Genomic DNA, 19,520 nt, shown 5'->3' on the forward strand with positions numbered 1-19,520 from the left:
TTCAGCGCGCCGCCGCCCAGTCCTTCAGGTCGGCCTCGTCCATCACCTTCCATGGCACGCCGCGCTTGTTGAGGAACAGATGCTCCATCTCGGCGCGCGTGAAGGGGCGCGATCCGACGCGGCCGAACACCGCGATCTGGCCGCCCGTCTCGTCCACCGCGCGATCACGATCGAGGCCACGCGAAAGCGCGCGGGCAGGCGCCGGCGTGCGCGCCCAGGCGATCAGTTCCGGCTTGGGCGCGGGCGAGAAGCCGTAGAAATTGGGCTGGCTCGCAGGCGACGTGAGCTGGATCACCTTCAGGCCCGCCCGGCCATCCGCCACATAGGCGAAGAGCGAGGCGTTGGTGGCGCCGATCACCACATCCGAAGCGTCCGTCATCTGACCGCCGAACGTTTCCTTCGCATAGACTTTCGGCGCCTCGGGATTGGTGACGTTCACGATCACCAGCCCGTCCGCCCCGGCCGCGACATAAGCGTAGGTGCGCGCCACATAGAGGCGGCGTGCATCGGCCAGCGGCACGATCGCGGGCAGCAGCTTCGGCGCCGTCAGCTTCGTCACGTCCAGCACGCGCAGTCCCTCGGCGGTGGTCACCCAGAGATAGCGGAACTGGATCGCGCTCGCCCGCGCATCCTTCAGCGGCACGGTCGCGGCGAGCTTCGGGCGCAGCGGATCGGCCAGATCCACCACGACAAGGCCCACATCCGCCGTGATATAGGCGATATGGCCGGCCAGCTGGATGTGGCGCGCGCCGGCCAGCACATTGCCCTCGTTCCACGTCACGGTGCGCTTCAGGAAATTGTTGCGCGGCTCGCCATCGGCCAGCGTATCGACGTTGACGAGGATCAGGCCCTCCTTCGCATCCGTCACCACCGCATAATGGTAGATCGGATCGAACGCCTGCTCCTGGTTCATCTGGCGCATCGCCGCCGTATTGCGCAGCGGGTTGATCGGCTGGTTGGTCGGCAGCGCCATGCAGGTGGCGTTGTTGGATTTCACATGATCGCGCTGGCCGAGCGGAGAGAAGGGCGCAGTGGTGATCCGATCGGAGAAGCCCTTGTTGGCGACGGATGCCACGTCATAGGCGCGGAAGCCGCCCTTCCCTTCGGCCACGAACAGATATTCGCCGCGCAGCTGGACGCAGGATGCGCTGCCGCCCGTCTTCTGGACGATGTTGCGGAAGCTCTCGACCGGATTGGTCTCGCCCGAAACCTTCTTGTCGAAGGTCGTGCCCCGGTTCCAGTTGACCAGCTCGCGCTTGTTGCGATCGACATGCAGCTTGTACCAGTCCGGATAGGCATAACGCTGCAGGTAGGATCCGATCACGGCCTGCGGTTCCTGCCACTCGGTCACGCGCACGGCCTCCACGCCGCTTTCCAGACCCAGCCAGGCATTGAGGCCGACGAAATTCACGCTGCCCGTGCCCGTCAGCATCAGCTGCGCCATGATCGCATTATTGTCGTTCGCGGCGGAAAGATGGCAGTCCGAGCAGGTCTTGGTCTCGGTCTTGCGCACGGTGTGCGGGAAATGCGGCGCGAAGGCCTGGGACGAGAAGCCGATCGAGGAGATGGGCGGCTGCTGCACATAGATGCGCTCGCGATTGATGTTCGTCGACGACAGCACCAGCGCCGATGTGGAGCGGACCGGCGCGATCTGGTTGCCCTTGGTCGTCATGTGGATTCCGAGCTGGAACATGTCCTCGCGCGCCACCTGCGGGTTATAGGTCGCGAAGTTGCGCGTTTCCTCGTCGCCCTTGAAGTGATGCTCGCGCGTCTTCCAGTTGGCCTCGATCGGCAGGTGGCAGCCGCCGCACGACGTCGTCCATGAAAGGTGGCAGGTGAAGCAGGCCATCTTGTTGGGATCGTGCGCGCGGGCATCCGGCGCGATGCCGGGGCCGAAGGCAAAACGGCCCGTTTCCACGCCATCCTTGCCCATCAGCTTGGCGCGCGCGGCCTTGGCATTGAATTCCGGCAGGCTCCGGTCGACCGAATTCTTCACCAGCGACACGCGCCATTCCAGCTTGGGATCGACGATCGATCGCTGGATCAGCACGCGCTCGCCGGCGGCACCCGTCGTCCATTCGAAGCGGCGGCGGCCATCGCCGTTGCGCAGCACGGTCAGGTCGTTGCCGCCCGGCCGGGCTGCGGGGCCGCTCGTCTTCAGCGTCGGGAAGGCATCCGCCGTGCCGTGGCAGTCCTTGCAGCCGATCTCCACGGCATTGGCCACCTCGCCATAGATCAGGCCATTGCCGTGGCTGTCCTGCGCGAAATGACAATCGGCGCATTGCAGCCCCTTTTCAGCATGAATGTCCATCAGGTGGACGGCCTTGCCCTTCTGTTCGCCCACCGGCGCGAAATCGGGCATGCCCTTCTTGCTGAATTTCTCGGCATCGTCGGGCGACACGATCTTGCCATCCGCATCCAGCAGATTGCCTTCGCGATCGCGCTTGAAGATGCCGCGGAAATTCCAGCCATGGCCGTGATAGTCGGCGAACTGCGTGTCCTTCGCCGCCGGGTTCACGTCATCATAGACGCGGCGCAGGAAATCCACGTCGCTCCACTTGCCGCGCGGGGATGCGGCCTCGGGGTTGCGCTCCTCCACTTCGCGCGTCTCGGCAGCGGTCGGATATTTCTGCTTCTCCGGCCACATCAGGGGCGCGTCGGACTCGTAATCCCACATCGTGTAGCCGAGGTAGGAATTCAGGAAGATGTTCGGCTGGTGCATGTGGCAGTTCATGCACTGGGCGGTCGGGATGGCGCGCGTGAAGGCGTGCTCGATCGGATGCCCCCGCTCCTTTTCGTCCAGCACGGGATGGCCGGCCGGCTTGTCGTGGCCGCCATGCAGATCGGCTGCGGCGCGCTCCATCAGGTTCGCGATCGTCGGGTCCTTGGTCCCCGTCTGCCCGTCGCGGCCATAGCTCGCCCAGATCAGGCTGTGCTTGGGATCGCGATCATTGGCGTAGACGACGTGGCAGCCCGCGCAGCCCGAATTGCGATAGTCGCCGGGCTGGTCATTCGTGCCCATGAACCACATGAAGGGATCGTTGAGGCGCGTCTTGTGGATGTTCAGCACCGGAATCGCGACGCGAAGGCCCGTGCCCGGCCCGCGATTGGATTGCTTCAGCTCCGGTCGGCCATTTTCGTCGAGCCGCTGGATGTTGCCCGAGGGATTGGGCAGGCCGATCTCGGCGAACTGGCTGCCGATCGTGCGGCCGCCGCGCTCGAACACGCGGAAGATGTCGCCCGGCGGCGTCACCTGCCAAGTCGGCAGCGGATACAGCAGCGGCAGCGCGCCGCGCGCCGCCTGCTGCGGCGTCACCGTGCCCGGCGGCGTGCCGGGAGACAGCAGCTTCGCAGGCTCGCCGGTCTTCGTATAGGCCTCGCCGGTGATGTAATTCTTGTAGGGCAGGATGCCGTTATTATAGGCGGCTCCGCCCCAGAGCATCGCGCCCGTCGACATCAGCGATCGTTCGGCCGCCTCGATCACCTCCAGATGGCATGCCCCGCACGCCGCCCGCGCGACGCGATAGTCTGATGGGTTCACGAAGCGGATATATTCGGGCGCCTCGCGGTTCAGCAGCGTGTAGCTACGCTTGGGATTGGCGGATTTTGGCCAACCCCAGCTTTCCGGGAAACGCGGCAGCACATGCGCCTTGTCGCGCGCGGCGACATAAACGGGATCGTCGGGCTTCAGCCCCGCGCCCACGCGGATCGCGGGATCGCCGCCATGGCAATCGGTGCAGCCCAGCACCACCGCTTCCGATTTGTGCATCGTCAGCGCGTCGCTCGCCGAATGGCAGTCCACGCAGCCTTCGGATTTGGCGTGCGCCTCGTCCTTCGTCTGGTTCTGCGGCGCCGGAGGCGTCACCGCATAGGTATAGACATGCGGCTTCTCATTCTCGGACGCGGCTGATCGCGTCGCCGGCAGCAGTGCGGCGAAGGCGAGCAGAAGCGCGGCCAGCCCGAGCCATTTCCCGTCACGCCGGAAGAAGGAGGAAAGCAGCCTCCGCATCAGAAGCTCAGGATCACGTTGCCGAGCACGGAATAATAGGCCTTCGATCCATTCTGCTGATCGAACAGATCCCGAAAGCCCCTGCCCGCGCGCAGCACCGCGCCGGAAAGGCGCACCACGATATTCTGCGTCATCTTGGGCCGCCAGATCGCCGCCGCCGAAAGATCCCAGCCGATATCCCTGGGGATCGATCCCTCCGATCGCAGTACCTGCAGCACCTTCGTCGTCTGGAACCACAGATGATTGGCGTTGGCGGAAAGCCGCAGCGTCGGCAGCAGATCGAAATCCGCTCCCGCCCCCGCCAGCACCGTGCCCGGATTGATGAAGTTGGATTGCCCCTGATCCTTGGACGAGCGCAGATCGGCGAGGATGCCGTTACGCCCGTTCACGCCGATCACGCGGCCGCCACCCGCGAACGGGATGGTCTGGCGGATCCAGTAGGATGTGTCCGCGCCGGCGAAAATGGGGTTTTCCAGGATGGCGTCATAGCCATTCTCGGTCTTGTCATAGGGATCGCCGTCGCCACTTGCGAACATCGCGGCGCCGCGCACGCGCACCCAGGAGAAATCGATCGAGGGCTCGGCCGCAGCGAAGAAGGCGCGGATCTTGTTACGCTCGCCGGTCAGGAAATTGTGACTGTCGCGGCCCAGCACGCCATAGACCGAGACGGTCAGATTCAGCCGATCGAAATGACCGTCGCCATTATAGCCGAAATAATAAGCGTCATAATCATGGCCCCGCAGATCGCCGAGCAGGGCCGGGCGCACCGGAAAGCCGTTATGGTCGATCTGGACGCCGTTGCCCTCGCGATTGCGATTGTAGACGGCGGTCAACTGGCTCGTGAAGCCGGGCACCGGCAGATCCTGCCGGTAGAGATTGGCGAGGAAGACATAATCGTCGCGCGGCGTCTGGCCCAGATCGTTGAGGCCGCTGTTCGTATCCTTCTCCAGCCGGCGGAAGACGGCGAGATTATACTGGAAGCGGTTATTGTCGCGATTGCCGAACAGGCGGATGGCGAGCGCGCTGTCGTTGAACAGGAAGCCCCGGAAATCCGCCTGGAAATCCTGGATGCCCACGCGAAGGCTGTCGAAATCGTAGCGATCCGAAACGTTGCGCAGGTGATAGTCGATGAAGGCCTCCTGCACGCCCAGGAAACGATCCGTCCGGTGCGTGGGCGAAGACGGCCTCACATTCAGGATGCGCCGCTCGTTCACATCAACATAATTGATGTTGTAGGCCAGCGTCAGCCGATATTCGACATGGGGCGGCATGAACGCCGTCGATCCCTTGATAAGGCCGACGGAGGTGATGAAGGTCTGCGCCAGGACGAGGCTCGATCCCTTGCCGAACACGTCATAGCTGCCCGGTCGCGATGTCGTCTGCACACCCACCGGCGTCGGGAAGGAGCGCGGCTCGACGATGCTGTCGGACGTGCCGGAAAGAACGAGGAACCAGTCCTCCCCCTTGATCGGCAGGGGCACCTTGTGGGGATCCAGCGGCCGATCGCCCTTCAGCAGATTCTGGTGATAGGGATCGGTCTTGCGCCGGCACACGGATTGCACCGCCACGAAATTGCGATCCGGGCAGAGCGCCGTGATGAGCCGCCAGCGATCTGGCAGCGGCAGTTCGTCACCGGGAAAGGCGCTCGGCGCGGGCGGGCGCACCGCGCCGGGATTGTCCTGCACGATGGCGTCCGGAAGATCGGGCCGTTTCGCGCCGGGCCGGCGCCTGCCTTCAAGAATGGGATCGACCGGCGTGATCAGCGGCTGCGGCTCCAGCGCCTTGTGATCCACCACCGGCACGGGAGGCGCCGGCTGCAATTGCGCCTCCGGCTTCGGATTGGGAACGTCCGAATTCTTCAGGAGCGGCGCGGCCGTCCGCGCGGCATCGGTCACGGGATCCGGCACGGTCGATTGCGCCTGCGCGACGATCCAGTCGTGCAGTTTAACGGTTTCGCCTTGCTTTCCGGCGGTTGACTGCGCGAATGCCGGCCCCGTGGCCGCCCCCGCCAGCAACAGGGCGAACAGCGCCCTATTTGCCACCGCAGGCATCCTGATCGCTCGTGTCGAGGAAGGGCGCGAACGGGCATCCGATATAGCGCAGCCGCACCGACTTATCGCCGAGATTGACGACGATCTGGTCCGCGCGGATCGCGGCCGGCGCATTGCCCACGCCGGTATTGAGCTTGAGCCCGGCATTGTGAAGCCCGAGGAACGAGATCATGTCGTCCTGGTCGATGCCGTCACCCGAAACGCCGATCCCGCCGATCAGCACGTTGCCGCGATAGATGGGCACGGATCCCGGAAAGATCTGCACGCCATTGGCGATCCGCGCCTTACCCGATCCGGTGGTCGGCAGCTTCGTGCAGCGCTGTGCGGTATCGGCCGCCGCCCCCGTGGGATCTGTCACATAGGTCAGATGCTCGACCAGATTGGTCGCGATCAGCGCCGATTGCAGGCCCGTGGAGAAAGGGCTCCACTGGGCGATCGGCCGCGAGAAGGGGCCATTGGGGCGCCCCACCTCGCCATCCGGAAAATAGGGACGCGAGAGATTGCCGTTGGCGCGATCGGTGAAGGCGAACTTGCCGGTGAGCGCGGATTGATCGCCCAGGAAGCCGCGATCGGCGGCGACGAAGCCGCGCACGTCGCCGGAAGGATCCGCCAGCATGTTCGCGCCCGCCTGCGCGCCGGAGAAGAAGGCCGCCGTGCGCGCCTTCTGCAAGGCCACGTCCGTGCCGAAGATCGGCGCATCGGGCGATCGCACCAGCCCCAGCGAAACGCCGCGCGTATCGACGATCGTGATCGAAACCTGCGCGCGGCTGTCCAGCGGGCGGCGTATCTGGCCCCTCGCCCGCGTCATGATCGTGAAGGCTTCCTCCAGGATCGTGCGCACCTCCGCCTGCGTCAGCGGCTGGGCGACATCCGCCGCGTCCGTCGCGGCGATGATGGGAAAGCGGTCATTGCCTGCCCCGTCGCTCAGCACGAAGGCGTCCCGGTTCGAGAATTCGGCGCTGGTGGAGGCGCGGATGCCGGAGGCTTCGGTGCCATAGGCCTGCCCGGCCAGCAGTGCGGGCGTGCCGGTTTCGGCATAATAGCCGCGCACCGCCACAAGCTGGCCCGATGTCACGCTGGCGAAGGCCGGCGCCTGCGCGGGATTGCTCTTCAGCCCACCTGTCGTGACATCGATGAAGCGCAGCGTCGTCCCGTCGACGGTGATCTTGTCCGCGGTGATGGAATCGGGCGCCTGGAAACCGATCGTGCCGGCCAGTGCGATATATTCCTCATTGTCGGTATCCACATCCAGCGTGTTGGCATCGAAGCCATAGACGCCGTCACCCATCACGCCGATCCCGCCGACGATCACGCCATTCTTGTAGAGCGGGATGCCGCCGGGATCGGCCGAAAGCCCCAGCGGCGAACGCTTCGGCCCGATCAGCGCCGCCGATCCGCCGGTGGCGACATAGCGGCTCGACAGATCCGAACAGGGCAGCTGGCTGAACTGCACGCCGAACAGCGGCCCGCTCTCCAGCCCCACCGTGGTCGGCGCGGGCGGGAAATGCTGCTGCACGATCTGGCTGGCCGTGCGCGTGGTGAAGGCGTTGCCGCCGCTCGAAAGATAGGCGGCCGTCACCGCCTTGGCGATGGCGCCGCCCGCCGCCGGGATGGTCGCGCCCTGCACGTCCAGATTGATGCCCGTGTCCGGCGACGGGATGGTGGCGGTCGCGCGCGCGCCGGTCATGTTGTAGACCGCCAGGATATTGCCGACGCGATCGGAGACGGCGATCACGGAGGGCAGGCCCCTCGCGGTCGCCTCGGCCGCCGCTTGCGACAGGATCTTGCCGACATCGGCCGTCGTCAGCGCCTCCTGCGCGGGCACGGTGAAATTGCCGCCCGACGATGAGGAGGAGCCGGTGGTCGTATCCGGCGCCAGGCTGCTGCCGCTTCCCCCGCCACCGCAGGAGGAGAGGAGGAAAGCGCAGGCGACGATCGCACCGGTCAGTCGACGGCCGAAGTTCAACGCAACCCTCCGATGGCGGAGGCCGCGCGCTGGAAGGCGGCACGGAATTCCAGCGGCTTATAGGCGTTGGGATCGCGCACCGCGCGATAGGCCGCATCGATCGGCCCACGCGCCGTGGCCGCCTGCTCGCGGCTCACCGCCCCCTGCTTCACCAGCGCGTTGAGCAATGTATCCAGCGTCATCACGGCCTGCGCGCTCGCCTCGTAATCGGTGTAGCGCCGACCGCCTTCGCCGACCACGGCGGCGATGATCGCCAGCGTCTCGTCGGTGGAGAAGGATCGCGCCGCCAGCGCGCTTTCCAGCGCGCCCGCCGCGGTCTTCAACCGCCCCGCCGCCGCCAGCGCCTGCGGCCGCCCCTGCGTGAGCGCGACGTGGAAGCCGCGCGCCGCCGCGTCGAAACGCTGGCCTTGTGCGGGCGCCACCACCTTCGCCGCTGCCGAGAGCATGATCATATTCTCGTCCTGGAAAGGCGGCACGCCCACAGGCGTCGGCCGCTCCGGATTGGCGATGGAAACGGGCCTGAAATCAGCCTCGTCGGAAATGCGCCGATGGCAGCCGTGGCAATCGAAGAAATAGGGTTCGGCAAACACGCCCGCCACGCCGCGCGGCCCCGAATAGACGCCCAGGGCGCGCTGCACCGCCGCCGCCTGCCCCACCGCCCAGGTCTTGACGGGAGAAGGCGCGCCCTTGCGCTTCGCATAGGCGTCATTCTCGCTCCAATGCTGCTCCAGCGTAGTGAACAGATCGAGTTCGAACGCGATGCGCGGATGGCCCGCCGCCATGATCCGGTGATCCACGAACTGCCCCTCGCGCCCGCTGCCGAAATGGCAATCCAGGCAGCGATCGGCCCGCGCCGAAGGCTGGTCGATCGGATAGAGACCACCCGAAACGTTGGAAGCATGGGTGGCGCCCACCGCATAATGGCGCGTCAGCCAGGGGCCGCTCGCGGGGCCATGGCACGCTTCACAGCCCACGCCGTCCGAAATGGTCCAGCGCGGTCCGTGGCTCGGCGCCGGATCGGCATGGCAGCCGAGGCACTCGGCCGCCTTCTGCGGATCGCCGATGCCCAGCTTGGCCGCGATCGCGCGCGCCCGTGGCTCGCCCAGCACGCGCCACGCCCGGCTGTGCGCGCCGGCCTGGCTCGATTCGTCCTGCCAGCGCAGTATCTCATCCTGCCGAACGACCGCGCCATCGCCTTCCTGGCGCCCGTGGCAGGTGGTGCCGGCGCAGGAGGCCACGCCCAGATGCTCGCCCGTGGCGACGCGCGTCGCCGCCTCGGCCCGATCGGTGCGGAAACTTCCGAAGGACAGGATCGTGACGAGCAACAGCGCCGTGATCGCGAACGCGGTCAGCGCAATGCGTCCTGCCCGGATTCTCTCTAAGCCCACACGTCGCCCCCGCCCCGTTGGAGTCCGGTTAGCGAAACTGCGGCAAAGAGGCTATAGCCGTAACGAAGCTTTGTTGAACGAAGTCACCCGCCACCGCCCGGAAAGCGACGAGCGGTGGCCCACAGTCGGGCCATGCCAGCCCGCTCCGGCTCAATCCGTGGCGAAAAGCTGGCCGATGTCGCGAAACGCCTTGAACTCCAGCGCATTGCCGGAAGGATCGCGGAAGAACATCGTGGCCTGCTCCCCCACCTGCCCGGCAAAGCGCACATAAGGCGCGATCCCGAAGCGCACGCCCGCCGCCTTCAGCCGTTCGGCGAGCGCCTGCCAGTCCTCCCATTCCAGCACCACGCCGAAATGGGGCACGGGCACGTCATGCCCGTCCACCGGATTGGTGATCCCCGCCGGCCGCGCCGCCGGATCCAGATGGGCCACGATCTGGTGCCCGCGCAGATCGAAATCGATCCACTGATCCGAACTCCGCCCCACGCCGCAGCCCAGCAGCCCCGCATAGAAATCCCGCGCGGCATCCAGATCATGCACGGGAAAGGCGAGGTGGAAGGGCTGGATGGTCATGGACAGGAAAATAGCGCTCCGAACCGCGAATGAAAACGGGCTCCCGAAACACATTTTCCCTTTTCAGATCAGGCGATTGTCCCCGATCTTCGACGGAACGCGGCAAGCCTGCGTCCATGGTAGCGCTGCACGCCGCCGATCAGGCCGAAGCCCGCCATCATCATCGCCCAGATTTCGGGTTCGGGCACGAACAGCCCCACCACACGATATTGCACGTCTCGCGGAAAATAGATCGTGCCGTTGGCGGACACCGAATAATAGAGCGTGTCGATCGCCGGATCGGTCGAGGCGTTGCTGATGGTCGAGCAGAATTGATCGTTGCCGACGCCTGCGCCGCAGCTCGAATGATCGCCATTGTCCGCGAACAAGATGGTGTCGCTCATCTGATCGTACGAAAAGCGCGGCGCGTAGAGGGCGGCGGGAAGCCCGAAGCCGTTGATCGTCATGCCCGTCACCGCGGCATCGATGTCCGCCGCATTGTCGAACGAAAAGGAAAGGCTAACGGCAACAGGATCGAAAGGCGGCGGTGGCGCGCCCGCATTGGCCGAAAAATAGCGCGATGCCACGAAATCGAAATCGAGCAGCACGATCGCCGCCCGCGCCGGCGTGCCGCCCAGCAGCGCGGCCATGCAGACCGCAACAGATGCAAAAACCGGCCGAATCCTCATGACATTCCCTCCCTCAAAACCGGAAGCGCATTGCCAAAGATCAGACGTTCGATGCGGATGTCGCGGCTGGCCGGCGATCGTTCACCGGCAGCCTCCCGCCACAGCCGGATAGCATCGATCGCCCGCGCCCGCCATGAAGGCCCGCATCACAATCGCCGCTGCATCCGTCACGAAGCGGCGCTAGAGAGGCTACGATGCCCCCCCTTCGCGCCACCAGCGCCTTTCCCCTCGCCTTCGCCCTCGGCGCCGCCTCCGCCTTCGGCTTCGAGCCTTATGCGCTCTGGCCGCTCGCCTTCTGCTGCCTCGCCGCCCTGCTCGCCCTGCTGATCCGGGCGCGGCGATTCGGGCAGGCATTCGGCCTTGGCTGGTGGTTCGCGCTGGGTCAGTTCACGGTCGGGCTCAACTGGATCGCCACCGCCTTCACCTTCCAGGCGGCGATGCCCGCATGGCTCGGCTGGATCGCGGTGGTGCTGCTGTCGCTCTATCTCGCCGTCTATCCCGCGCTCGGCCTCGCGCTCGCATGGACGCTGGGCCGGATCGCCAGGAGCCCCGCCTCGCTCGCCCTGTTCGCGTCCGCCGGGTGGATCGCCGGGGAATGGCTGCGCGGCACGGCCTTCACCGGCTTTGCGTGGAATCCGCTCGGCGTGATCTGGCTGGAGGTGCCCGGGGGGAGCGCGATGGCGCCGCTGATCGGCACCTACGCGCTCTCCGGCCTGGCCATCTTGCTCGGCGGGCTGATCTGGCTCGCCGTCACGCGCGCCGGCCCAAAAGGGCTGGCGATGGCGGCGGCGCCGTTGCTGCTGGTCGCCACGGCCGCCACGATCCGCGTGTTATTGCCTTCGGGCACCGGTCCGGAGGGCATCGCCATTCGCGTGATACAGCCCAACATCAACCAGAATGAGAAATGGGAGGAAAGCGCGGAGGCGCGCAATTATGATCGCCTCGTGCGCCTTACCGGCCAGCCGGGGCCGGAGCCGCGCCTGATCCTGTGGCCCGAAGTCGCCGTGCCCTGGTATCTCGATGAAAATCCGCTCGCGCGCGATACGATCGCCAGCCTGCTCGGCCCCCGCGATCTGCTGCTCACCGGCGCGATCCACTTCAATTACGACAAGGCCGGCAATCCCGTCACCGCCACGAACAGCCTGTTCGGCCTCACGCCTGAGGCACGCCTGATCGGCCGCTACGACAAGTCCCATCTCGTTCCCTATGGCGAATATCTGCCGATGCGGCCGATCCTGTCGCGCATCGGCCTCTCCCGCCTGGCGCCCGGCGACATGGATTTCCAGCCCGGCCCCGGCCCGCGCGGCATCCTGTTGCCCGGCATCGGCCTCGTCGGCGTACAGATCTGCTACGAGATCATCTTTTCCGGCCATGTGATCGATGAGGCGCATCGCCCGCGCTTCCTGTTCAATCCTTCGAACGATGCGTGGTTCGGCCGCTGGGGGCCGCCCCAGCATCTGGCGCAGGCACGGCTGCGCGCGGCAGAAGAAGGCGTGCCCGTGATCCGCTCCACGCCCACCGGCATTTCGGCGGTGATCGATGCGCGCGGCCGGCTGCTTTCGTCCCTGCCATGGCATCAGGCCGGCGCGATCGATGCGCGCCTGCCCGCCTTGCTGCCGCCGACGCCCTTCGCCCGCCTTGGCAATCTGCTGGCCGCCGCATTTGCCGCCACCCTCCTGCTGTGGGGGTTTGCAAGCGGGCGCCGCCGCCGCTAAGGCGGAAGGCAAGACATAAAGATGTCTTTAAGTGCGACCGCCGAGGGCGGCGCGGGTCCGAACGAAGGAACGATCAAGCTTATGCGCAGCGACTATCTTTTCACCTCGGAGAGCGTCTCCGAAGGCCATCCCGACAAGGTCGCTGACCAGATCTCCGATGCGATCGTGGATCTGTTCCTGTCGAAGGATCCCTATGCGCGCATCGCCTGCGAAACGCTGACGACGACCCAACTCGTCGTGCTGGCCGGCGAGATACGCTGCAAGGGCGTCTACGAGAACGGCGAATGGGCCACCGGAGCGCAGGAGGAGATCGAGAAGACCGTCCGCGCGACCGTGAAGCGCATCGGCTATGAGCAGGACGGTTTCCACTGGGAGACGTTCCGCTTCGAAAACAATCTCCACGCCCAGTCCGCGCACATCGCGCAGGGCGTCGATGCCTCCGGCAACAAGGATGAGGGTGCCGGCGATCAGGGCATCATGTTCGGTTTCGCCTGCGATGAGACGCCGGATCTGATGCCGGCCACGCTCTATTACAGCCACCGCATCCTGCATCGCATGGCTGCCGATCGTCATTCGGGCGCGGCCCCCTTCCTGGAGCCGGATGCCAAGAGCCAGGTGACGCTGCGCTTCAAGGACGGCAAGCCCGTCGCCGCCACCGCGATCGTCGTCTCGACCCAGCACGCCAAGGGCTATGACGAAGGCGCCAGGGAAGCCGAGCTGCACGCTTATGTGAAGCAGGTGGTGGCCGACATCCTCCCGGCGGAGCTTCTGTCCGACGCCACCGAATATCACATCAATCCCACCGGCAGCTTCGAGATTGGCGGACCGGACGGCGATGCGGGCCTCACCGGCCGCAAGATCATCGTCGACACTTACGGCGGCGCCTCGCCCCACGGCGGCGGTGCCTTCTCCGGCAAGGATCCCACCAAGGTGGATCGTTCGGCGGCCTACATCACCCGCTATCTGGCGAAGAACATCGTCGCCGCCGGCCTCGCCAAGCGCGTGACGATCCAGCTCGCTTATGCGATCGGCGTATCCAAGCCGCTGTCGCTCTATGTCGACACGCACGGCACCGGCACCGTGGACGATGCCGCGATCGAAACCGCGATCGGCAAGATCGAGGCGCTCGGCGGCCTCACCCCGCGCGGCATTCGCGAACATCTGAAGCTCAACAAGCCGATCTACGAGCGCACCGCCGCCTATGGCCATTTCGGCCGCGATCCGGAGGGCGATTTCTTCCCATGGGAGAAGACCGATCTGGTCGACGCACTGAAGGCCGCGCTCTGAAAAGCGCAGGCGTCCATCCGTCGTCTTCGGCTGGATCCACCTGAGGCGCGCGATATCGCCCGCCAAACCATCCGATCAGAAAAGGCCGCTCACCATCCCGGTGGGCGGCCTTTTCCGTGCCCGCTTCCCGCGCGCTCCAGCCGCTGCAATGCGGCGTCCTGTTATCGGGTCGCCCCGGCATGATCTCCGCATGTCGGAATCCACTTGTCGTGCGGAGCACAGAGGATAAACTGCCCGTCAGATCCGAAAACGGACAGGATTGATCGATGGAGAGCGATCATGGAGCATCTGGACCCGGTTTTCAGCGGTCTTCAATATAAGCTGCTCTTCGCGGCAAGCGGCATTTCGTTCCTGCTATCCGCCACGATGATCTTTATCCTTCACTGATCTTCGGCAGATTTCTCACATTTTAAAGCCGCCCTCGCGCTCGCGAGATCGCTCAGCCGCGCGTTGATCTTTCCCACCAGCGCCGCCAGCGTCGCTTTCTCGCCATCGTCCAGCGCCGTGAAGACATCCTCCACGAATCGACGCGCCTCCGGCTCCGCCTGCACGAGCGCGGCTTCCCCCTCGGCCGTCAGCTCGATCAGTTTCGCGCGACGATCGTCCGGCGATGCGCGCCGCGCGATCAGCCCCGCGCGCTCCAGCCCGTCCAGCGCCTCGGTCACGGTGCGCGGCGCATAGGCGAACGCCTCCGCGACATCGACGGAGCGTGTCGGCGCCGCATGCTTGATGAAGGCCAGCAGGCGAAAGCGCGCGAGCGAGACGCCCTGATCCTTCAGCACGCGATCCATCTCGAGCTGGGACTTCTGATAGAAATCCCGCAGCGCATTGACGACCGCGGCGACCTCGCCCGTATAATTCAGCAAACCCATAATGAATGGTATTGCCATATCTTCCCGGGAGGGGCAAGTGAGCCGCCAGAAGAGGTGGCATATGGCGACGATTCCCGGTTCGGATTCGGTGGAAGGGGCTGATCACAGGAATCGCCTGCTGAAGCGCGTGGTGACGATCATCGTGCTCGTCGTGCTCATCGGCGGTGGCGGCTGGCTGCTCTATCGCCAGCTCGTCGGCCGCTATTATGAGGAAACGAACGACGCCTATGTGCGGGGCGATAGCGTGACCGTCTCGTCCCGCGTGTCCGGCTATGTCGAGCAGCTCTTCGTGACGGACAATCAGGATGTCCGCGCGGGCGCGCCGCTGCTTCGGCTCGATGCGCGCGATTACAGCGCCCAGGTCGCCCAGTATAAGGCGCAGCAGGGCGTCGCCGCCGCCAATGCGGATAATATCCGCGCCACGATCAGCGAACAGGAAGCCGCCATCGCCCAGACGCGGGCCGAGCTGGACAGCGCGATCGCGACGCAGCGTTTCGCCGATGGCGAGGTCGCCCGCTACACTCCCCTTGCCGCCTCCGGCGCGGAAACGCGCGAGAAGCTGGCAAGCCTGCGCCGCCAGGCGGAGGAATCGCACGCCAAGGTCGCGCAGGGACGCGCCGCGCTGGTTTCGGCCGAGCGACGCGTCGCCTCGCTGCATGCCCAGATCCGGCAGGCCGAAGCGCAGGGCGCATCCGCGCGCGCGCAATCATCGGCCGCCTCCGTCAATCTCAATTCCGCGCTGATCCGCGCCAGCATCGGCGGTCGCATCGGCGATCGATCGGTGCGCGTCGGCCAATATGTGCAGCCGGGCGTGCGGCTCATGTCGATCGTGCCGGTCGATGCGCTCTATGTGGTCGCCAATTTCAAGGAAACGCAGATCGGGGACATGCGCCCCGGCCAGCCCGCCGAAATCCGCGTGGATGCGTTGCCCGGCGTGGATCTGCACGGCCATATCGAGAGCATCTCGCCCGGCACCGGCGCCGAATTCTCCCTGCTGCCGCCGCAGAATGCGACGGGCAATTTCACCAAGATCGTCCAGCGCGTGCCCGTCCGCATCGCCGTCGATGCCGCGCCCGATGTGCGCCGTCGCCTGATCGCGGGCCTGTCGGTCCACGTCACGGTCAACACGAAGGGCGACGCCCGGTGACCGATACGGCCAGCCCCGCCGACGAGGCCGGCGCGGAGCCCGCCCCGCTCGCCCCGCCGGCCAAAGCGGATTTCGGCGCGTGGCTGGCGGTGGCGGCCGGCACAATCGGGGCCTTCATGGCCACGCTCGACATCTCGATCGTCAATTCGGCGCTGCCCACCATCCAGGGAGAAATCGGCGCGAGCGGCACCGAAGGCACCTGGATCGCCACCGCCTATCTCGTGGCGGAGATCATCATGATCCCGCTCGCCGGCTGGCTGGAAAGGCTTTCGGGCCTGCGCGCCTTCCTGCTGACCATGGTCGGGGGTTTCACCCTCTTCTCCATGCTGTGCGGCGTTTCCACCTCATTGCCGATGATGATCGTCGGCCGCATCGGCCAGGGCTTTACCGGCGGCGCGCTCATTCCCACCGCGATGACGATCATCGCCACGCGCCTCCCGCCGCATCAGCAGCCGATGGGCATCGCCGCCTTCGGGCTCACCGCCGTCACCGGGCCGGTCCTCGGCCCCGTCGTCGGCGGCTGGCTCGCGGAAAACGTCTCCTGGCACTATGCCTTCTTCATCAATCTGCCGATCGGCGTGCTGCTGTCATGCCTGCTTTTCTTCGGCCTGCCGCCCGTGCGCGCGCAATGGCATCTGCTGCGTCAGGCGGACTGGTTCGGCATTGCCGGGATCATCCTGTTCCTTGGCGGGCTCACCATTTTCCTGGAGGAGGGCGAGCGCGAGCAATGGTTCGAATCCAGTACGATCGTCGCGGTGTTCGCGATGTCGATGGTCGGCTTCGTATCGCTGATGATCGGGCAGATGCTGGCCGAGCGGCCCGTCCTGCGCCTTTCCCTGCTGCTCGATCGTCAGTTCGGCTCGGTCATCCTCATGGCGATGATCGTCGGCGCCGCCGTCTACGGCACGTCCTTCATCATCCCCCAGTTCCTCTCGGCGATCGCGGGATATAATTCGCTCCAGTCGGGCCAGGTCGTGTTCCTCGCGGGGATACCGGCCGCGATGCTGATGCCATGCATTCCATGGCTGATCCGCAGCGTGGATCTGCGGCTGCTCGTGATCACGGGGCTCAGCCTGCTCGCTTTGAGCTGCTGGCTGGAGACGGATCTCACCGCGCTTTCGACGGGAGATGTCTTCGCCGAATCCCAGCTCATCCGTGGCGCGGGGCAGACGCTGGCGATGATGTTCCTCAATCAAGCGGCGCTTTCCTCCGTGCCGATCGAGCTTTCGCGCGACGCCGCCGGCCTTTTCAGCACCGCGCGCAATCTGGGCGGCAGCATCGCGCTGGCCGGCATATCGGTGGTGCAGGATCAGCGCATGTGGTTCCACCAGCGCCGGCTGGAAGAGACGATATCCGCCAATTCGGTGATCGTGCAGGATTATATGAACGGGCAGGCCGCGTCGCTGGGCGGCATGCCGACGGCGTTTCGCGCCCTCTCCGGCACGATCCAGACGCAGGCGCTCACGCTCACCTATGTCGATATGTTCTGGATGCTCACGATCGGCGTGATCGTGGTGCTGCCGCTCACGCTCCTCCTCCGGCCGCTGCCCAAGCGCCGTCCTCTGGCCGAAATGGCGCACTGACATGCAGATCCGCACCGTCCCGGCGCGCCACGCGCTCCTCTTCTCGCTGACGGCCCTGTCGTCGCTCGCCGGCTGCACGGTCGGCCCGGATTACCGGGGAGCGCCCTCGCTCGGCGCGGGTGCGCCGCCTCCGGCGTTCGTCCGCTCGGATGCCTCCGCCACAACGCCCGCTCCCGCCGGCCGCTGGTGGACGGCGCTGGGCGATGCAACACTGGACGCGCTAGAGGAGCGCGCGCTGGCGGCCAATGCCGATCTGGCGGCGGCCGAGGCACGGCTGCGCCAGGCCCGCGCCGCCCTCCGGGTGGAACGCGCCAATGGCCGCCCCTCCGCCAATCTTCAGGGCACCTATCTTCACGCGCGCCTGCCGGGCGTGAATGTCGGGGAGGATGATGGCGGCGGCGGATCCAGCAGCGTCGATTTCTACAATCAAGGCTTCGATGCCAGTTGGGAACTGGATCTGTTCGGCGGAAAGCGCCGCTCCGTGGAAGCCGCGCGGGCCCAGGCGGAGGAAGCCGAGGCAAAGCGGGCCGATGCGCGCGTGAGCCTCACCGCCGAAGTCGCACAGGCCTATGTGAACCTGCGCGATCGCCAGCGCCGCATCGCGCTTGGCCGGCAATCGGTCGCGCTGGGCGAACAGGCGCTGGCGCTCGGCCAGCAGCGGCTGGAGCGCGGCACCGCCACCCGCGCCGAGATCGAACAGATGCGCCAGCAGCTGGATGAAACGCGCGCGCAGCTCGTGCCGCTCGCCACGCAGCGCGATGCCTATCTGGACGAACTGGCCACCCTGCTCGCGCTCGCGCCCGGCGCGCTCGATGCGGAGCTGGCTGCGCCCGTCACGGCGCCGCTGCCCCCGGCCCAGGTCGCGATCGGCGATCCCGCGACGCTGCTGCGCAACCGCCCCGATATCCGCGCCGCCGAACGGGAGCTGGCGGCCCAGACGGCGAAGGTCGGCGTGGCGGAAGCAGCGCGCTTCCCAAAGGTCAGTTTCATGGGGATTTTCGGCCTAGGTGGCAGCGATGTTTCCGATCTGGTCGATCCGGGCAGCCTCGCCGCCCTGCTCGCGCCGCGCATCAGCTGGAGCTTCCTCGATTTCGGGCGCAATCGCGCCAAGATCACGCAGGCGGAGGCCGTACGCGACGAGGCCGATGCCAAATATCGCGCCGCCGTATTGGCCGGCCTGCGCGATGCCGAAGGCGCGCTCGCCCGCTTCCGCGATCAGCGGCTGATCGTGGCCGATCGCGCACGCGCCTTCGCCGCCGCGCGCGCCTCCGCCGATCTCACCGCCCAGCGCGAGCGCGCCGGCACCGCCACGAAGATCGATCTGGCCGATGCCGAGCGCCGCCGCCTCACGGCCGAATCCAGCCTCGCCGGCGAGGAGGCCGCGCTCACCACGGCCTTCATCAGCGTGGAAAAGGCGCTTGGGCTGGGCTGGATCTGAAACGGCCTTTCGATCGCGTCCCGATCCCGCGCCTGATGGCTGGTGCCCGATCACCCTGCCGAACCCCGGCAGGGCGGCTCCGGTGGATTTTCGCCGAAATGTCCGGATGGCCGCGCTTCCCCGGCCGCCTTCCCTCGCCTAGGTTCGCGCATCCATCGCAAAGGATCGCCTCCTGTCCCAGTCGCCTGCCCCGCAGCCGCAAGAGCATCACTGGGCGGAAGATATCTATGCCATGGTCGTCGGCTGCGCGCTCGTCACCATCGGCCTGATGCTGTTGCAGGCGGGCCGGCTCGTCACCGGCGGCGTCGCAGGCGTCGCGCTGCTGCTCCATTATGTGATCCCTCTGCCCGTGGGCCTGCTGCTGGCGATCGCCAACCTGCCCTTCCTGCTGCTGGCCGCGCGCACCATGGGGCGCGAATTCACGATCAAATCCTGCACGCTCAATCTCGCCCTGGCCGGTCTTTCCGCGATCGCTCCATCGATGATGACGATCGCGCGGGTGCATCCGGCCTTCGCCGCGCTGGTCGGCGGATCCACGATCGGCATGGGCGTCCTCGCTCTGGCACGCCATCAGGCCGGCGTCGGCGGCTTCGGCATCGTCGCCCTGTGGCTCTATCGCTCACGCGGTCTGAATGCCGGCCGCACGCAGATGACGCTCGATGCGGGCGTGCTCGCGCTTTCGGCTCTGATCGTGCCGTGGGAGCGGCTTGGCTGGTCGATCCTGAGCGCCATCGCGCTCAACGGCGTGATGCTCGTCTGGCACCGGCCGGGGCGCTATACCGGATATTGATCCCGCCCTTCGCCGGTAGAAGCGTTGGCATCA

The 19,520-nt window shown here is 66.4% G+C and carries 13 protein-coding genes; 6 read left to right on the plus strand and 7 right to left on the minus strand.

Going from position 1 to position 19,520, the window contains the following annotated elements:
- Position 1 precedes the first annotated feature (1 nt).
- From DI605_RS12235 to DI605_RS12260, 6 genes are all read right to left on the minus strand, one after another.
- A complete protein-coding gene (locus DI605_RS12235; protein ID WP_293973994.1) occupies positions 2 to 4,009 on the minus strand; it encodes a multiheme c-type cytochrome in 4,008 nt (1,335 codons plus the stop codon).
- A complete protein-coding gene (locus DI605_RS12240; protein WP_293974465.1) occupies positions 4,009 to 5,805 on the minus strand; it encodes a hypothetical protein in 1,797 nt (598 codons plus the stop codon). The genes DI605_RS12235 and DI605_RS12240 overlap by 1 nt, the downstream gene beginning before the upstream one ends.
- Before the next feature lie 235 nt (positions 5,806 to 6,040).
- Positions 6,041 to 8,026 carry a heme-binding protein gene (locus tag DI605_RS12245; RefSeq protein ID WP_293973997.1) on the minus strand — a complete coding sequence of 662 codons (1,986 nt, stop codon included), beginning with the start codon at positions 8,024 to 8,026 and terminating at the stop codon, positions 6,041 to 6,043.
- Positions 8,023 to 9,414 carry a multiheme c-type cytochrome gene (locus DI605_RS12250; RefSeq protein ID WP_293974000.1) on the minus strand — a complete coding sequence of 464 codons (1,392 nt, stop codon included), beginning with the start codon at positions 9,412 to 9,414 and terminating at the stop codon, positions 8,023 to 8,025. Before DI605_RS12250 ends, DI605_RS12245 begins: the two co-directional genes overlap by 4 nt.
- A gap of 150 nt (positions 9,415 to 9,564) precedes the next feature.
- Complete coding sequence (locus DI605_RS12255) at positions 9,565 to 9,987, minus strand: VOC family protein (protein WP_293974003.1); 423 nt, start codon at positions 9,985 to 9,987, stop codon at positions 9,565 to 9,567.
- 68 nt (positions 9,988 to 10,055) lie between these two features.
- A complete protein-coding gene (locus DI605_RS12260; RefSeq protein ID WP_293974006.1) occupies positions 10,056 to 10,616 on the minus strand; it encodes a PEPxxWA-CTERM sorting domain-containing protein in 561 nt (186 codons plus the stop codon).
- A 233-nt stretch (positions 10,617 to 10,849) separates the two neighbouring features.
- On the opposite strand from DI605_RS12260, the gene lnt reads away from it, so the two are divergent.
- On the plus strand, positions 10,850 to 12,370 hold the full coding sequence (gene lnt / locus DI605_RS12265; RefSeq protein WP_293974009.1) for an apolipoprotein N-acyltransferase: 1,521 nt from the start codon (positions 10,850 to 10,852) through the stop codon (positions 12,368 to 12,370).
- Positions 12,371 to 12,451: 81 nt separating this feature from the next.
- Positions 12,452 to 13,657 (plus strand): methionine adenosyltransferase, encoded by a 1,206-nt coding sequence (gene metK / locus DI605_RS12270; protein ID WP_293974467.1) that lies wholly within the window; start codon positions 12,452 to 12,454, stop codon positions 13,655 to 13,657.
- A 380-nt stretch (positions 13,658 to 14,037) separates the two neighbouring features.
- Here the strand turns inward: metK and DI605_RS12275 are convergent, their stop codons facing one another.
- Positions 14,038 to 14,529, minus strand: coding sequence for a MarR family transcriptional regulator (locus DI605_RS12275; protein WP_293974012.1), 492 nt, complete (start codon positions 14,527 to 14,529; stop codon positions 14,038 to 14,040).
- A gap of 61 nt (positions 14,530 to 14,590) precedes the next feature.
- Here DI605_RS12275 and DI605_RS12280 point away from each other — a divergent pair, with 61 nt between their 5' ends.
- The 4 genes from DI605_RS12280 to DI605_RS12295 all read left to right on the plus strand — a co-directional run bounded on the left by DI605_RS12280 (position 14,591) and on the right by DI605_RS12295 (position 19,487).
- Positions 14,591 to 15,676: an HlyD family secretion protein gene (locus tag DI605_RS12280; protein ID WP_293974015.1), complete on the plus strand. Its 1,086-nt coding sequence runs from the start codon at positions 14,591 to 14,593 to the stop codon at positions 15,674 to 15,676.
- Entirely contained in the window at positions 15,673 to 17,259 is a 1,587-nt protein-coding gene (locus DI605_RS12285) for an MDR family MFS transporter (RefSeq protein ID WP_293974018.1), read from the plus strand. Before DI605_RS12280 ends, DI605_RS12285 begins: the two co-directional genes overlap by 4 nt.
- A gap of 1 nt (position 17,260) precedes the next feature.
- Positions 17,261 to 18,697: an efflux transporter outer membrane subunit gene (locus DI605_RS12290; RefSeq protein ID WP_293974021.1), complete on the plus strand. Its 1,437-nt coding sequence runs from the start codon at positions 17,261 to 17,263 to the stop codon at positions 18,695 to 18,697.
- A 232-nt stretch (positions 18,698 to 18,929) separates the two neighbouring features.
- Entirely contained in the window at positions 18,930 to 19,487 is a 558-nt protein-coding gene (locus DI605_RS12295) for a YitT family protein (RefSeq protein WP_293974023.1), read from the plus strand.
- Positions 19,488 to 19,520 lie beyond the last annotated feature (33 nt).

It is taken from the genome of Sphingomonas sp., assembly GCF_003248515.1.
Taxonomy (GTDB): Bacteria; Pseudomonadota; Alphaproteobacteria; order Sphingomonadales; family Sphingomonadaceae; genus Sphingomonas_I.

Excerpts from the sequence above, each read along its gene's own strand:
- DI605_RS12260 (WP_293974006.1), bottom strand. The coding sequence starts at position 10,616 with ATGGCCGCGCTGCTGGGCGGCACGCCGGCGCGGGCGGCGATCGTGCTG.
- DI605_RS12280 (WP_293974015.1), top strand. The coding sequence starts at position 14,591 with ATGGCGACGATTCCCGGTTCGGATTCGGTGGAAGGGGCTGATCACAGG.
- lnt (WP_293974009.1), top strand. The coding sequence starts at position 10,850 with ATGCCCCCCCTTCGCGCCACCAGCGCCTTTCCCCTCGCCTTCGCCCTC.
- DI605_RS12235 (WP_293973994.1), bottom strand. The coding sequence starts at position 4,009 with ATGCGGAGGCTGCTTTCCTCCTTCTTCCGGCGTGACGGGAAATGGCTC.
- DI605_RS12255 (WP_293974003.1), bottom strand. The coding sequence starts at position 9,987 with ATGACCATCCAGCCCTTCCACCTCGCCTTTCCCGTGCATGATCTGGAT.
- DI605_RS12275 (WP_293974012.1), bottom strand. The coding sequence starts at position 14,529 with ATGGGTTTGCTGAATTATACGGGCGAGGTCGCCGCGGTCGTCAATGCG.
- DI605_RS12290 (WP_293974021.1), top strand. The coding sequence starts at position 17,261 with ATGCAGATCCGCACCGTCCCGGCGCGCCACGCGCTCCTCTTCTCGCTG.
- metK (WP_293974467.1), top strand. The coding sequence starts at position 12,452 with ATGCGCAGCGACTATCTTTTCACCTCGGAGAGCGTCTCCGAAGGCCAT.
- DI605_RS12295 (WP_293974023.1), top strand. The coding sequence starts at position 18,930 with ATGGTCGTCGGCTGCGCGCTCGTCACCATCGGCCTGATGCTGTTGCAG.